12 protein-coding genes are annotated in these 15,448 nt (G+C 59.7%); all 12 read left to right on the forward strand.

From position 1 onward, the window contains the following. The first annotated feature begins 391 nt into the window (after positions 1–391). Positions 392–841 (forward strand): thioredoxin-dependent thiol peroxidase, encoded by a 450-nt coding sequence (gene bcp / locus ACYSMN_RS16440; RefSeq protein WP_488924999.1) that lies wholly within the window; start codon positions 392–394, stop codon positions 839–841. A 254-nt stretch (positions 842–1,095) separates the two neighbouring features. Next, positions 1,096–1,998 (forward strand): transketolase, encoded by a 903-nt coding sequence (locus tag ACYSMN_RS16445; RefSeq protein WP_488925000.1) that lies wholly within the window; start codon positions 1,096–1,098, stop codon positions 1,996–1,998. A gap of 173 nt (positions 1,999–2,171) precedes the next feature. Then, positions 2,172–3,575: a vWA domain-containing protein gene (locus tag ACYSMN_RS16450; protein WP_488925001.1), complete on the forward strand. Its 1,404-nt coding sequence runs from the start codon at positions 2,172–2,174 to the stop codon at positions 3,573–3,575. Next, positions 3,575–4,090 (forward strand): hypothetical protein, encoded by a 516-nt coding sequence (locus tag ACYSMN_RS16455; protein WP_488925002.1) that lies wholly within the window; start codon positions 3,575–3,577, stop codon positions 4,088–4,090. The genes ACYSMN_RS16450 and ACYSMN_RS16455 overlap by 1 nt, the downstream gene beginning before the upstream one ends. A 256-nt stretch (positions 4,091–4,346) precedes the next feature. After that, positions 4,347–5,072, forward strand: a complete 726-nt coding sequence (locus ACYSMN_RS16460; RefSeq protein ID WP_488925003.1) for a phytanoyl-CoA dioxygenase family protein — start codon at positions 4,347–4,349, stop codon at positions 5,070–5,072. Between the two features lie 118 nt (positions 5,073–5,190). Further along, positions 5,191–5,490: a GIY-YIG nuclease family protein gene (locus ACYSMN_RS16465; RefSeq protein ID WP_488925004.1), complete on the forward strand. Its 300-nt coding sequence runs from the start codon at positions 5,191–5,193 to the stop codon at positions 5,488–5,490. Positions 5,491–5,669: 179 nt separating this feature from the next. Further along, the gene (locus ACYSMN_RS16470) at positions 5,670–6,626 is read left to right on the forward strand and encodes a transketolase family protein (RefSeq protein WP_488925005.1); all 957 of its coding nucleotides are present in this window, start codon (positions 5,670–5,672) and stop codon (positions 6,624–6,626) included. Positions 6,627–7,289: 663 nt separating this feature from the next. Then, complete coding sequence (locus ACYSMN_RS16475; protein ID WP_488925006.1) at positions 7,290–7,889, forward strand: RNA polymerase sigma-70 factor; 600 nt, start codon at positions 7,290–7,292, stop codon at positions 7,887–7,889. A 150-nt stretch (positions 7,890–8,039) separates the two neighbouring features. Continuing rightward, positions 8,040–9,080: a FecR family protein gene (locus ACYSMN_RS16480; protein WP_488925007.1), complete on the forward strand. Its 1,041-nt coding sequence runs from the start codon at positions 8,040–8,042 to the stop codon at positions 9,078–9,080. A gap of 226 nt (positions 9,081–9,306) precedes the next feature. Next, positions 9,307–12,756 (forward strand): TonB-dependent receptor, encoded by a 3,450-nt coding sequence (locus tag ACYSMN_RS16485; protein ID WP_488925008.1) that lies wholly within the window; start codon positions 9,307–9,309, stop codon positions 12,754–12,756. An 18-nt stretch (positions 12,757–12,774) separates the two neighbouring features. Next, positions 12,775–14,226: a RagB/SusD family nutrient uptake outer membrane protein gene (locus tag ACYSMN_RS16490; protein WP_488925009.1), complete on the forward strand. Its 1,452-nt coding sequence runs from the start codon at positions 12,775–12,777 to the stop codon at positions 14,224–14,226. 504 nt (positions 14,227–14,730) lie between these two features. After that, positions 14,731–15,448, forward strand: a 718-nt coding sequence (locus ACYSMN_RS16495) for a glycoside hydrolase family 30 protein (protein WP_488925010.1), incomplete at its 3' end; no start/stop codon positions are given.

A 15,448-nucleotide genomic window follows, 5' to 3' on the forward strand; every position in this document is an offset into this window, starting at 1 on the left:
GTTGGCAGTCTTCCGCCGGGCCGCCCAGACGGCAGAATACGTGGCGGCAGCTGAAGCTAGGTGCCTCACCGTTTGCGCGCTACATTTGCCGAAACCCTTTTCCTAGTGGGCTGGCGGCAGTCTTGAGCGCGGCGCAGCCAAGTGAAGACTGCCAGCCACGACGTCAAGTCAGTCTTCAGACTGTCCCCTCGACACAAGGCAGAACAGAGAATATAACATGCTTGGTGGTCAGTCTGAAGACTGAATAGGCTTTCGTGGCTGGCAGTCTGCGCCAACTCCGTTGGCTGGAAGACTGCCGCCAGCGTGCCGGCGGCCAGAGCGCCCGAAGCGTTTTTGCTGGAATATCGGGCTTCATTGTTTGCGCGCTACATTTGCTGAAACTCTTTGTTCTATGCCCATTCCTCAAGTCGGCGAGCAGGCTCCTGCTTTTGAAGCCCAAGACCAGCACGGCCACACCCACCGCCTGCAAGACTACCACGGCCGCCGGGTGGCCCTCTACTTCTATCCCAAGGACGACACCAGCAGCTGCACCGCCCAAGCCTGCGACCTGCGCGACAATTACCAAAGTCTGCTTGCCGCCAGTATTCAGGTGCTGGGGGTGAGTATCGACGGTGCCAAGTCGCACCAGAAGTTTGCTCAGAAGTACGAGCTGCCTTTTCCGCTGCTCGTCGATGAAGACAAAAAGCTGGTGCAGGACTACGGCGTGTGGCAGGAAAAATCCATGTACGGCCGCAAGTACATGGGCACGATGCGCTACACCTTCCTGATCAATGCCGAGGGCCGGATTGAGAAGGTCATCACCAAAGTAGACACCAAGAACCACGCCGCGCAGCTGCTGTAAGTTCTTACTGTCATTGCGAGCGGAGCGAAGCAATCCTTCCTCTCAGTGAGACCTGTTTTCTACACAGATAAGCCCTTGACGTAGGCTAACGTCAGGGGCTTATTGCTTTGGTAGGTTCAACGCATCGAGAGGAAGGATTGCGTCGTCGTGCCTCCTCGCAAGGACAGGCGGCGTATGTCATGACACGATATGCTGCAATGACACGGGCTCAACTTCCTACCTTTGCCTTACTCCCCAACCACCAATCAAAACTCATGTCGCAGGCCACGCCCCTTGTTCCTTCTTCCGAAACGCACGCTGCTTCCGCTACCAAGTCGGTGGCCGAGCTAAAACAGATTGCCGCGCAAGTACGCCGCGACATTGTGCGGATGGTGCACGCGGTGAATTCGGGCCACCCCGGCGGCTCGCTCGGCTGCACCGACCTGCTAGTGGCGCTCTACTTCAAGGTGATGAAGCACACGCCCCAGCCGTTTGACCTGAATGGCATCGGGCAAGACCTGTTTTTCCTTTCCAACGGCCACATTTCGCCGGTTTTCTACTCGGTGCTAGCCCGCTCGGGCTACTTCCCGGTGAGTGAGCTGGCTACGTTCCGCAAGCTCAATTCGCGCTTGCAGGGCCACCCCGCCACCCACGAGCATCTGCCCGGCGTGCGGATAGCTTCGGGCTCGCTCGGCCAAGGCTTGAGCGTAGCGACTGGCGCGGCCCAGGCCAAAAAACTCAACCACGACGACCGGACGGTGTACGTGCTCATGGGCGATGGTGAGCTGCAAGAAGGCCAGATTTGGGAAGCCGCCATGTACGCCCCGCACCACAAAGTCGACAACCTCATTGCCTTCGTGGACCGCAACGGCCAGCAGATAGATGGCCCCACGGAGAAGGTAGGCGGCCTCGGCGACCTGCGCGCCAAGTTCGAAGCCTTCAACTGGCAGGTGCTCGAAACCGATGGCAACAACCTCGATCAGCTGCTCGCCACCATCGCAGAAGCCCAGAGCCTGCTTGGCCAGGGCCGCCCCGTGCTGGTGCTCATGGACACGCAAATGGGCTATGGTGTCGACTTTATGATGGGCTCGCACAAGTGGCACGGCGTGGCGCCCAACGACGAGCAGCTCGAAAAAGCCTTGCAGCAACTCAGCGTAGAGCAGGCTTCCGACTACTAAGCATTGTTTGTGCGGCGGGCCCCTGGCTCGCCGCACTTTTATTGACCTGCTTGGTAAGCCTTTTGGCGCCTATTCTGGTCTGTACAGCATTGCAGTCCTAGTCTTCTTTTCTACTATAGCCGTCTGGTCTTCCTTTTCCTTGGGATAAGAGTCGGGCGGTAAGGTTCTCACGTATGCGCCGCCTGGCCGCTCTTTCCTACTTGGTGTTGTGGCTGACCGCCTGGCCGGTAACAGCTGCCCGCGCTCAAAATGTACCGCCGGAAAAGCCGCGCGTCACGCGCATCTTGTTTTTGCTGGATGCTTCGGGCTCGATGCTGGCGCCCTGGGAAGGCCGCCCGCGCATGGATGTGGCCAAGAGTCTGCTGGCGAAAATGGTGGACTCGCTCAACGCCTACCCCAACCTGGAGCTAGGGCTGCGCGCCTACGGGCATCAGCACGATAAAGCTGAAAACAACTGCGAGGACTCTAAACTGGAAGTACCCTTTGCCCCCAAAAACGCAGGAGCTATCAAGAATCGGCTCAAAACCATCGAGCCCCGCGGCAACACGCCCATCACCTTCTCCCTGCTCCAATCGGCCGGTGACTTCCCGACTGATAAAACGGCGCGCAATGTGCTCATTCTGATAACCGACGGTTTGGAATCGTGCAAAGGGGACCCGTGCGCTACGTCGGTGGCCTTGCAGCGCAAGCACATTTTCCTGAAGCCTTTCGTGATTGGCATTGGGGCCGAGCGGGAGTTTGGCAAGCAGCTCGAATGCCTGGGCCAGTACTACAACGCCGCCGACGTCAAGACCTTCCGCACCATCCTCAACGACGTGGTAGCCCAGACGCTGGCCAAAACCACCGTGGCCATTAACCTCACCGATGAGGACGGTAAGCCGGTGGAGTCGAACGTGAATATGACGTTCATCAACAACATCACTGAGCAGCCGGAATACAACTACGTGCACTACCGCGACGCCCAGGGCAAGCCCGATGCCCTCGACATTGACGCGCTCCAGAGCTACGACCTAGTGATTAACACGGTGCCGCCGGTGCGCCAGGAAAACCTGAAAATCAAGCCCGGCAAGGCCAATATCCTGACCTATAAAACGCCCCAGGGCACGCTGTGGCTGCAAAGCCCCACCATTACGGCCAACCCCTACGGCACGGTGCAGGCGGTGGTGCGGCAAGCGGGCAAGGACAACACGCTGGTGGCGTTGCCGTTTGGGGCGCGGCAGAAACTGCTGGCTGGTAATTACGAAGTGGAACTGCTGACCCTGCCCCGCCAGATCCGGCGCATCACTATCAAGCAGGGCCAGGAAACCACCATTACCTACCCCGCTCCCGGCACGCTCAACATCATCTCGGACCTGAAAGGCTACGGCAGCATCTACCGCCTCAACGACGACGAAAGCCAAACCTGGATCTACAACCTACCCGACGGCGGCAGCAGCAAAGTAAACGTGCCCATGCAGCCCGGCGCCTATCGCCTCGTGTTCCGCACCAAAACCAGCACCGGCAGCAAATTCACCGACGTACGCAACTTCACCATCCGCAGCAGCCAAACTAGCTCGGTAAGCATCTTCGGGAAGTAATGAAGGCCGCTGTCTACGTGCTCCTATGTACCGCAACGTTATTGGCGCCCACCACTCAGCCGGAACTGACGGTCAGAATAAACTTTGCTCCCTCCCGCTCGGGAGTTGGTGGCGACTTAATAGCCGTGGACGAGAACGGCAAACGGTATGCTGTTGATTCGCGCCTGACCGGAGAGTACCGGTTCACCGCCATTGCGACGCCAGCCGATTTATTCCTCTATCAAGGCATCGGCACCGACACCCTATATGTCGGTACTGCTTCGCGTGGCTTGCAAGAAGTGAATTTGATTTTCCCATTGAAACTGCGCAAAAGTTTATTAGGTCATTATATCTGCCCGAAATGTCGCTGGTCCGATAAAACGGTGGAAATCATCAGTACACTAGCGCCACAAGTACGCAGAATGATTGTGGCCGGGGACACCTCTTATTCTTCTATCATTGGCCGAAAGATGGACGAAGGATGCGTTAACGGTGGCGGCCGTGGCTATTGCCAGCGCGACAAAATTCGATTTTGATGGCGAAGCGAAACAAAGAATTTCACCCCTCCTGTCATCCTGAGGCGGTAGCCGAAGGACCTTCCTCCTCTAAGCGAAAAGCCCAATTTCCTCCTGTCCTTCTGAGCTTGCGAAGGACCTGTCTCCTTATACCCCGACACGCAATTCAACGCTCCAAGCCCTGATGTTCGCGCAGCAACCAGAAGGTGTCAATCAAGAACCCGCCACGCCCGTTTCAGCCCCTGTTCCTAAAAATTCTGCGGTTACGCAGGACCATTTGGCAGCTGCCGTTACGGCGCTTCGGGAGCAAGGCCATGCCACACTGCCCGGCGTTTTCTCCGCCGAGGAAATTGCGGACCTACTTCGCACCATTGAAAGCGCCGAAGCCAGTTCGTCCAACTTCCGCCGCAGTCAGGATGTGTTTGCCATTCGTAACTTACTAGGTGAGATTCCGGCGTTGCGGGAGCAGCTTCTGACACCGCCGCTACGGCAGTTGCTGGCCGTGCTTTTTCCGCAGCCGCCACAGCTGGTAAAGACCATTTACTTCGATAAACCGGCCGGCTCCAACTGGCTGGTGGCCTGGCATCAGGACGTGATGATCCACGTGAGCGAACGGCGAAACCTGCCCGGTTACGGCCCCTGGACCAGCAAAGCCGGCGAAACATCGGTGCTACCGCCCCGCGAAATTCTGGAAAGCATCATCACCCTGCGCCTGCACCTCGACGACTGCGACACCACCAACGGGGCCTTGCGCGTAGTGCCCGGCTCGCACCGACACGGCGTCATTGCAAACGAAAATCATCCGCGTTTCACGCCCCAGGCCGTAACGTGCGCGGTACCAGCCGGTGGCGTCATGCTGATGCACCCGCTCACCCTGCACGCCTCCAACCGCAGCACCAGTTCCCGCCCTCGCCGCGTAATCCACTTGGAGTTCAGCGCCGCCGAGTTGCCCGCCAGTTTGCAGTGGCGCGAATGGCAGGCCATTCCTCCCCTGTCCTCCTGAGGCGGTAGCCGAAGGACCTTCCTTCTCATCAAAGCAAAAAGCCCCGTTTCCTCTGTCCTCCTGAGCTTGCGAAGGACCTCCCTCCTTAAACTCCAACACCCCTTTCAAAGCTCCGCAGATGTTCGCGCACCAGTATTATGTCTACATCGTCACCAACCCGGCTAAAACGACCGTCTACACCGGCGTGACGAACGACATCCGGCGGCGCCTGCAAGAACATTTCGACAACCGAGGCAACCGCAACACCTTTGCCGGCCGCTACTTTTGCTACAACTTGGTCCACTACGAGCCTTTTGAGCACATTGAGGGCGCTATTGCGCGCGAAAAGGAAATCAAGGGCTGGACGCGGGCTAAAAAAGACGCGCTGATTGCTGGCCGGAACCCGCAGTGGCTTACCTTGAATTACGCGGAGCTTTGAATGAGCTAGGGGCTTTTTATGGGGCTCGGCGCTCAATGGAGGCAGGTCCTTCGCAAGCTCAGGATGACAGAGAAGACTAAGCTCTGCGCTTCTCGGAGGTAGGTCCTTCGGCTACCGCCTCAGGAGGACAGGTAAATGATGACAGGTACAGAACGACAACATACAACACTCTCCCAACCATGAAAGATTTCCCCTACACTGAATCGAAAGACACCCGCAGCGGCTTTGGCGCGGGGCTGCACGAGCTGGGCAAAACCAACCCCAACGTGGTGGCTCTTTGCGCCGACCTTATTGGCTCCTTGAAGATGGACGCCTTTGTGAAAGATTTCCCGGAGCGCTTCTTTCAGGTGGGCATCGCGGAAGCCAACATGATGAGCGTAGCCGCAGGCCTCACCATTGGCGGCAAAATTCCGTTCACGGGCACCTTCGCCAACTTCAGCACCGGCCGCGTTTATGACCAGATCCGGCAGAGCATTGCGTACTCCGGTAAGAACGTGAAGATCTGCGCCTCGCACGCCGGCCTTACGCTGGGCGAAGATGGCGCCACTCACCAGATTCTGGAAGACGTGGGTATGATGAAAATGCTGCCCCACATGACCGTCATCAATCCCTGCGACTACAACCAAACTAAGGCCGCCACCCTGGCCATTGCCGAGCACGAAGGCCCCGTGTACCTGCGCTTCGGCCGGCCGGTGGTGCCCAACTTCACCCCCGCCGACCAAACCTTCGAAATCGGCAAAGGCATCGTGCTCAACGAGGGTACCGACGTGAGCATCTTCGCCACCGGCCACTTGGTGTGGAAGGCCATTCTGGCGGGCAAGTTGCTCGCCGAGCAGGGCATCAACGCCGAAATCATCAACATCCACACCATTAAGCCCCTCGATGCGGAGCTGGTGCTGGCGTCGGCCCGCAAGACGCGCTGCGTAGTAACGGCCGAAGAACACCAGATGAACGGCGGCCTCGGCGACTCCATCGCGCAGCTGCTGACCCGCGAGGAGCCGCTGCCCCTGGAAATGGTAGCCGTCAACGACTCCTTCGGCGAGTCCGGCACGCCCGACCAACTCATGGAAAAATACGGCCTCAACGAAACGGCCATCGTAGCGGCCGTGCAGAAGGTGATGGCCCGGCGCAAGTAAGCGGCCACTGCTGCCTACGTGCAAGCTCCCCCGTTTTTTCGGCGCAGCACAAACCAGCCCCAGCGGGGCGGCATGTCGGTAGCTTTCCGATAGCTCGAAACGAACCAAGCCCTGGCGGGGCGGCATCTGCGTTAGGTGTCGCTCCGCCAGGGCTTGCGTCTGTTGTGGTAATCTTTTCTACCGCTATAGCGCCCCGCTGAGGCTAGGCTGTATAGACAGCAAGTAAAAACCAGGCCGTCATGCAGAGCGCAGCGAAGCATCTCGCGTGCTGATGTTAGGGTAGTAACTCAGGCGTCAGAACTCGAGATGCTTCGCTGCGCTCTGCATGACGCTCTATAGGACCATTTCACCGGCTACGCACTCCCAAAGCAGCAGCTGGCCACATCCTCTAGTAGGAGATCCAATTTCCAGGTTTATTGTGCCTGCGCATCCACCTAAGCCACCACATTCGCACGTTGCTGCTCGGAGTTGTAGGGTTATCTGACACGACTCCTCCCTATTTACTGAACGAGGTAGTGTGTAAGCTCGCCGGAGCCGTATTATCAACCTCGGCACTAATGCCTTATTCTTGCACCGGGCAGGCGGAGGATGTAATTATTTGTTTACTAATCTGTATACTTGTCTTGCCCTGCATTTCCTCCTTCCCGCCCATTTCTTCTGGTTGTGCATTCTTCACCGCTTCGGCTGTATGCTTCCTGGACCGATGACGACTTGGTTGGCGCCCTGCTAACCGATGACCGGGGCGCGTACGCGGAAATCTATGAGCGCTACTGGTACCAGCTTTTTGCGGTGGTGTACCGCCGGCTCAAAAGCCGGGAGGCAGCCGAGGAAATCATCCAGGATATATTCGAGGCGCTGTGGTTCAACCGGGCCGGCAACAATATTCAGCACCTCAAGCACTATTTGTTTGCGGCCGTGCGCTATAGAATCATCCGCTATATTAAGTCGCAGGCCGTGCGCGAGGGCTACCGCACGTATTGCGAAACGCACCAGCTCGGCACCGATGCCGCTACGGAAGCAACCATTGCCGCGAATGATTTGAGCGCAGCCCTGCACCAAAGCTTGCAGCAGCTACCCGAAAAGGCCCGCGAAGTATTTCGCCTTAGCCGCCTGGAGCATCACTCCGTCCGGGAAATCTCGCTGCGGCTGAATCTGTCGCCCAAAGCCGTAGAATATCACCTCACCCGCTCGCTCAAGTTCCTGCGTGGCTACTTGAGAGAATTTCTGGTGGTGACCCTGCCCTTGCTCCTGTTTCTGCGCTAAACGCGGCAAAACCCAAGGATGCACAATCAATCGAAAGCCTGCTCGCAAGGCTTTTTTGGTGGGAGCGAAAATATTCTTTGTAGGAGGTTAGGGTAGTAGCCTGGTTAAGTCACTTCTACACTAGAGGCTTGCCAACTACACTCTACCGCTATGACAGAATCCGACTTCGAAAGCCTATTACAGCGCTACCTGGAAGGCCGCTGCTCCCCCGCTGAACAGGCTCGGGTGGAGCAGTGGTACGAGAAAATGGGCCAGCCGGCAGACACCGTGCTGGACCGGCACGAGCGTGAAGACGTACGGGCCGCTATTTGGCGGCGTCTGGAGCAAAGCACCGCCGCGCCTACCGTAGAAGCAGAAGTAATTAGCCGGCCCCGCGAGTTTTGGCAGCAACCGGCTTTGCGCTGGGCGGCCGCCGCCGTGGTGCTCCTCACCTTGGGCGTGGCCTGGCTCCTGGCCTCGCGCCCCGCCCGCCTCAGCCAAAGCCCCCTCGCCTCAACCCAGGGCTGGTACCGGCACAGCAACACCACCCCGCAGGTGGAGCGCCTGCGTCTGCCCGATGGCAGCCAGGTGCTGCTCAACCCGGGTAGCAACGTACGCTATGCCACCGGCTTCAGCGGCCCGCGCCGCGAAATTCACTTAGAAGGAGAAGCTTTCTTTGAGGTAACTAAAAACCCGGACCGGCCCTTTCTGGTGTACACCAAGCAAGTCGTGACGACGGTGCTGGGCACTAGCTTTCGGGTGAAAGCCTACGCCGACAACCTCCCTACCTCGGTAGCCGTGCGCACGGGCCGGGTGGCCGTGCAACTGCGGAAAGACGCCCACCTCGATGCCACGCCGGCACAACCGGCCGCAGGCAGTGTGCTGCTACTACCCAACCAGCAGGCTATTTATTCGGTGGAAGCCAAGCAGCTGAAAAAGGAGCTGGTGGATAAACCCGCCATTCTGCATCCACAGTCATTCGACTTCAATGAGCGGCCCGTGACGGAAGTGCTGGCGGCTTTGGAGAAAGCCTACGGCGTGCACATCGTCTACGACGAAGCCAAGCTGCGCAACTGCACCATCAGCGTCACTTTCTACAACGAGCCCCTGTTCGAAAAGCTAAGTCTGCTCTGCAAGGCGCTGGGCGCTTACTACCAGGTTTCTGACACCCAGATTACCTTCCACAGCAATGGCTGTCAATCCGCGCCGTAGGCTTCCTGCCGCGCGGATTTTTTGTGACCGGCTTTTCTGGCCTCGCCCGCAAAGCCTGTAGTTTTTCAAGAAGCCGAAACCCGTGCTGCTTATGAATCGCTAAGTCACCTCCTCCTTCTTCCTTCAGCAAAAGCCCGAGTGCCTTTTCTAGCCCTTCCACTGACCTCTCTGGGGTCAGAATGGCACTCTATTCCCCTCAATTTTCCACCAAACTCCCACGCGCTGCATGAAAAACCCACTACAATTCCAGCTTTTGTTTTGGCATATCAGGCTGTGGCACGCCCTGCGCAAGCTGCTGCTACTTACCCTGTGCCTCTGCGCCCTTAGTGGCATGGCCACGGCCCACCGGGGCGTGGCGCAAGTCGTGCTGCAACAGAAAATCACGTTGCAAGTGGAGCAGCAAACCATCAAAAGCACCCTGAACCGTATTGAGAAGCAGGTGAACGTGCATTTCGTGTACAGCCACGAGCTGATTCGGGCCAACCGCCGGGTGACGCTACGAGCCACGGATGAGCCGCTGGAAACCGTGCTGGACGCCCTGCTGGCCCCGCTCAAGCTGCGGTACGAAGTCGTGAACCAGCGCATTGTGCTCCAGGTAGTGGCCACCCCCTCTGCCGCCGACATCACGGTGTCGGGCCGGGTCACGAGCCGCGACAACAACGAGGGCCTGCCCGGCGTGACGGTGTTGCAGAAAGGTTCCAGCAACGGCGTTTCCACCAGTGCCGACGGCTCCTTCTCGCTCACCGTGCCCGAAGGCAGCACGCTCGTGTTTAGCGCCATCGGCTTCGTGAGCCAGGAAGTACCCGTGACCGGGGCAGGCGACGCCCTCAACATCGTGCTGGCTACCGATACCAAAGCCTTGAGCGAGGTGGTGGTAGTGGGCTACGGCACGCAAAGCCGGCAGGAGCTGACCACGGCCGTGTCGTCGGTGAGTGGGCGGGACATTGAGCGGCAGACAGTAGCGGGCTTCGACCAGGCATTGCAGGGCCAGACGCCGGGCGTGCAGGTAACCTCGCCTTCCGGGCAGCCGGGCGCCGGTATCAACGTGCGCATCCGGGGCAACAACTCCCCTAGCCTCACCGGCTCGCCGCTCTACGTGATTGATGGCGTGCCCATCTTGCCCACCTACGAACGGGAGCTGCGCGTGGGCAACCAGACGCCTAACCCGCTCAACGCCATCAACCCCAACGACATCGAGAGCATCGACGTGCTCAAGGATGGGGCGGCGGCGGCTATTTACGGCGTGCGGGCTTCCAACGGCGTGGTGGTCATTACCACCAAGCGGGGCAAAGTCGGCAAGGCGCAGGTAGGCTTCAATGCGTACTACGGCACCCAGGAACTGCGCAAGAAACTGGACCTGCTCAATGCCCGGCAGTTTGCCGAGTATTTCAACGAAGCCCAGATCAACAACGGTCTTTCCGCCGCCGACCAGCAGGACCCCAGCAAGTTCTTCCCCGACCTCAACAACCTGCCCTACGATACCGACTGGCAGGACGAGGTGTACCGTACGGGCTCCATTCAGAACTACCAGCTCAACGTGAGCGGTGGCTCCGACAAAACCCGCTACTACGTTTCGGGCGGCTATTTCAAGCAGCAGGGCATCATCCTCAACTCCGGCTTCGACCGTTTCAATTTCAAGCTCAATCTGGACCAGGAAGTGGGCAGCCGTTTCCGCATCGGGACCAACCTCAACCTGAGCCGGACCAACAACAACGGCAGCGTGAGCAGCGAAGCCCGCATCGAAAACGGCGGCGCGGTACTCGGTGCCCTCGGCAACATTCCGACGCTGCCCGTCTACAACCCCGACGGCACGTACTCCGTCAACCCGTTCCAGGCTTTCGACAACCCGGTGGGCAACCTGCGGGAGCGGCGCAACGCGGCGGTTATCTACCAGGTAATCGGCAACGTGTACGGCGAGATTGACATCCTCAAGAGCCTGACCTTCCGCAGCTCGCTCGGCATTGATTTCCGCACCCAGCTCGAAAACGAGTACATCACCCGCGAATATCCCGGCACCAAAAGCCAGGAGTCCAGCCTGCGGGGGCAGGGCACGACCGGCACCAACCAGCAGGTGATTTGGCTGAGCGAAAACACCCTGACGTACAACCCCACCCTAAGCGAAAAATCCCGGCTGACGCTGCTGGCGGGCTACTCCGTGCAATCTTCCAACCGCTTCACCTCGGGGGCGCAAACGCGGGGCTTCGCCTCCAACTCGGTGCCTTATCTAACGGGCGGCAGCGACTTGCGTAGCGGCTTCAGCTTCGCCGATGAGTGGGGCCTAATGAGCTACTTCAGCCGCGCTATTTATAGCTACGACGAGCGCTACCTGGCTACGCTCAGCTTGCGCGCCGACCAGAGCAGCCGCTTCCGCAAAGGCAAGCGCACGGGGTATTTCCCGGCGGTGGCCCTGGGCTGGCGCATCGCCAAAGAATCCTTCTTCCCGCAGAACAGCGCGGTGTCGGACTTGAAGCTGCGCGCGAGCTACGGCGAAAACGGCAACCAGGAAATTCCGATTTACGCGCGCTTTGGCACCTACGCCGTGGGTGCCACCTACCAGGGCTACGGCAGCACGGGCGGCACCCCGGTGGGTGGCATTCGGCCCGAGGTAATCGGCAACCCCGACGTGACCTGGGAAACCACCAAGCAGTACAACCTGGGCCTTGATGTTGGGCTAATAGACAACCGGGCCACCCTCACCCTGGACCTGTACCGCAAGCGCACCACCGATCTGCTGTTCCAGTTTCCGCTGGCCTACAGCACCGGCGCCGCCGACCCGCAGGTGATTCAGAACCTGGGGGAGGTGCAAAACCAGGGATTCGAGCTTGGGCTGAACACCACCAACGTGCGCGGCGAGCAAGGAGCCTTTAGCTGGACCACCAACCTCAACTTCACCATCAACCGCAACGAGGTGAAGGACATTGGCACCCGGGCCAACGAGAACGGCCAGATCGTGCCCGTCGAAATCATTGGCAACGGCAACTACACCATCGTGCGGGCCGGCGACCCGCTGGGCTCGTTCTACGGCTACAAGGTGCGGAGCATTTTTCAGTCACAGGACGAAATCAGCAATGCGCCCGAACAAGCCAATGCCTCCCCCGGCGACATCCGGTTTCAGGACCTGAACGGCGACAACGTGATTGACGAGAAGGACCGCACCATCGTGGGCAACCCCAACCCGGACTACATTGCCGGGGTCACGAATACGTTTGGGTTCAAGGGCATTGAGCTGAGCGTGTTCTTTCAGGGCAGCTTCGGCAACGACATTTTCAACGACACCCGGCGCACCACCGAGGGCCTCTACGAAGCCCTCAACCAAACCACCCGCGTGCTCAACCGCTGGACGCCCACCAACACCAACACCGACATACCGCGCGCCGTGCGCAACGACCCGGCCCAGAACAACCGCTTCTCCGACCGTTGGGTGGAAGATGGCTCCTACGTGCGCCTCAAAAACCTGACGCTGGCCTACAACCTGCCCGTGAGCCTCATTGGCAAGGTGGGCCTGGGCAATCTGCGCCTGTACGCCACCGGCCAGAACCTCATCACCTGGACCGACTACCTGGGCTACGACCCGGAGGTGAGTGCCGACCCTTACTCGACCACCGAGTTTGGCCGCGACCTGGGCGTGTACCCGCAGGCCCGCACCTACACCTTCGGCATCAACGCTACTTTCTAAGCCCCAGTCCTTCCCACCATGAAAAAGATTCTCTTCTCGACCTTGGTCCTTGGCGTGTTGCTGGCTAGCTGCGACGTGCTCGACCGGGAACCCCTCACCAGCCTCACTCCCAGCAGCTTTTACCGCAACGCCGACGACGCCGAATCGGGCCTGACGGCGGCTTACGACGGCTTGCAGAACAACGGGGTGTACGGCGAACGGATGAACCTCATTGGCAATCTTCCCTCCGATGACTGCACGAACTCCGGCGGCGCCACGCTGGACCGGCTCACCTGGAATGCCAGCACCGACGATCTGCGGCGCATGTACCAGGACCATTACGTGGGCATCAACCGCTGCAACGCGGTGCTGAAAAACGTGCCCGCCATCAACATGGACGCCAGCCGCCGAAGCCAGATTCTGGCCGAGGCCAAGTTTCTGCGGGCACTCTACTACTTCAATCTGGTGAAGGTTTTTGGGGGCGTGCCCCTGCGGCTGCAACCCACGGAGGTCTACGACGCCGCTACGGCCACCTTGCCGCGCGCTACGGCGGAGGCTGTTTACACGCAGGTGGTTCAGGACTTGACGGAGGCGGAACCCGACATCAGCGCGAGCTATAGCAACGTGGTGGCCGACCGGTCGCGGGCCACGAAAGGAGCCGTGAACGGGCTCCTGGCCCGCGTGCAGCTCTACCAGCGCAACTGGGCCGCTGCCGCCGCCGCCGCGGCCAAGGTGGTAGCCAACTCTTCGTACGTGCTGGCCGCCACGCCCAAAGCCTTGTACCCGCCGGAAAGCAACCCGGAGGCGGTATTTGAAGTGGCCTTCTCCGGTACCGGCCCCGATGGTGGCTTTACCATCCCCGACATTGTGCTACCGGCGCCGCCCGCTACGTATTCCTTCCCCAAAACCAACATTCCCACGCCGGAGCTGCTGGCCTACGTCGATACCATCAACGACCGGCGCTGGACGTACGTGGGGCGCACCATCGCGGGCCGCGACCACGTGAGCTACGTGGATGCCGACCGGGGCACCGGCAACGACGCGGGCCCCTTTATGTACAAGTGGCCCGCCAATCCCGGCGGCTTCAACTCCCCCGACAACGTGTACATCCTGCGTTTGGCCGAAGTGCTGCTGATTCAGGCGGAGGCACTCAACGAGTCGGGTAACGTGGGCGGGGCCTTGGTGCCCCTGAACCGGGTGCGGCAGCGGGCCGGCCTGCCCGCCTTGTCCCTGGCCGATAAGCAAGCCGTGCGCGACGCCATTGACCGGGAGCGGCGGCTGGAGCTGGCTTTCGAGGGGGAACGGTGGTTTGATCTGGTGCGCTACGCCCGCCACACCCTCGCCGATGCCTCGGCCCGGCACCAGATTACGGCCCTGGACGTGATTCAGGAGAAACGCAACGGCAGCCGGGACGTGAATTACCTGCTGTTCCCGATTCCGATCTACGAAATCAACAATAACCCGAACGTGCAGCAAAACCCCGGCTACTAAAGAACCCGCTGGCGAGGAAGCAGCATGAGAAGCGGCGGCGCTGCAACGCCGCCGCTTCGGTAGTGGAGTAAGCCACTCAAGGATGGGTTCGGTCAGCCGCCCCGCATACTGGAATGGGTTTCGAATTTTGATTGGCCAAGGTGCTAGCCGAGGCTATCAGCGCTCGTGGGAAGGCGTCGCTAGGGGGCGGGATTCGGCCCATTCCACTTGGGTGACTTTGGAGAAACGGCCCCAGCTACGCGTTGGGGTGCCTACACTATGCGGCATAGCCGCCGCGCGAGCCGGTGCGAGCCCAAAGCAACCGGAGACTTTTGAGCGAAACGATGGAGGGCCCCGCCGAGAAAGGCTGATGGCCCGCAGCATACGAAGCAGCCGCTATGGCTGCGCGCCCGGTGACAAACCCGCTGCCCGTATCCGGCGGCAAGGTTTTTAAGAGGCCGGTTCCGTGACCTTTTTGCTCCGTTTGGAGCGGCTTGTTCCTTTTCCAACCAAAACCCCACTGCTATGAGAAATTACTTCCGCCCTTTCCTGGGCTTGCTGGCCAGCAGCCTCGCCTTGTGCGGGCTTAGTGCCTTCCGGCCCGCCCCAGCCAGCACGCTGAGCACGCAAGCCAATGAAGTAGTGAGTGTCTGGCTCACGTACGGCGACCAAAGCAAGCTGTTACAGGAACAGACCAGCAAGCCGTCTTTTGGGCCCGACAGCGGCAGCAACCCCACTACTATCACAGTAGACGAAAACACGACCTACCAAAGCATCGATGGTTTCGGGGCTTCCATGACGGGCTCGGCTGCTTATCTGATGAACCGTCGCATGAACGCCAGCCAGCGCGACGCGCTGCTGAACGAAATGTTCGGCTCCGGCGGCTTGCGTTTCGACATGGTGCGGCATACCATTGGCGCCTCCGACTTTTCGCTCAACTCCTACACCTACAACGACCGGCCCGCAGGCCAAACGGACTTTGGGCTCAACAACTTCTCCTTGGCGGGCGACCTGGACGATGTGGTGCCGATGCTGCAAGCCGCCCGCTCCAAAAACTCTAACCTGCGCATTATGGGCAGCCCCTGGAGCGCGCCGGCCTGGATGAAGCACGATTACACGCTCAACGGCAGCTACCTGGAGCTGGATAAGTACGGCGTCTACGCCGACTACTTCGTCAAGTACATCCAAGCCTACGGCAACGTGGGGCTGCCCATCTACGCCGTCACGCTGCAAAACGAGCCGG

It is taken from the genome of Hymenobacter sp. M1-2 (genome assembly GCF_057808495.1).

What these genes read in the sequence shown, in the direction of transcription:
- ACYSMN_RS16470 (WP_488925005.1), top strand. Translation starts at nt 5,670, where the DNA reads ATGAAAGATTTCCCCTACACTGAATCGAAAGACACCCGCAGCGGCTTT.
- ACYSMN_RS16455 (WP_488925002.1), top strand. Translation starts at nt 3,575, where the DNA reads ATGAAGGCCGCTGTCTACGTGCTCCTATGTACCGCAACGTTATTGGCG.
- ACYSMN_RS16450 (WP_488925001.1), top strand. Translation starts at nt 2,172, where the DNA reads ATGCGCCGCCTGGCCGCTCTTTCCTACTTGGTGTTGTGGCTGACCGCC.
- ACYSMN_RS16445 (WP_488925000.1), top strand. Translation starts at nt 1,096, where the DNA reads ATGTCGCAGGCCACGCCCCTTGTTCCTTCTTCCGAAACGCACGCTGCT.
- ACYSMN_RS16480 (WP_488925007.1), top strand. Translation starts at nt 8,040, where the DNA reads ATGACAGAATCCGACTTCGAAAGCCTATTACAGCGCTACCTGGAAGGC.
- ACYSMN_RS16465 (WP_488925004.1), top strand. Translation starts at nt 5,191, where the DNA reads ATGTTCGCGCACCAGTATTATGTCTACATCGTCACCAACCCGGCTAAA.
- ACYSMN_RS16490 (WP_488925009.1), top strand. Translation starts at nt 12,775, where the DNA reads ATGAAAAAGATTCTCTTCTCGACCTTGGTCCTTGGCGTGTTGCTGGCT.
- ACYSMN_RS16485 (WP_488925008.1), top strand. Translation starts at nt 9,307, where the DNA reads ATGAAAAACCCACTACAATTCCAGCTTTTGTTTTGGCATATCAGGCTG.
- bcp (WP_488924999.1), top strand. Translation starts at nt 392, where the DNA reads ATGCCCATTCCTCAAGTCGGCGAGCAGGCTCCTGCTTTTGAAGCCCAA.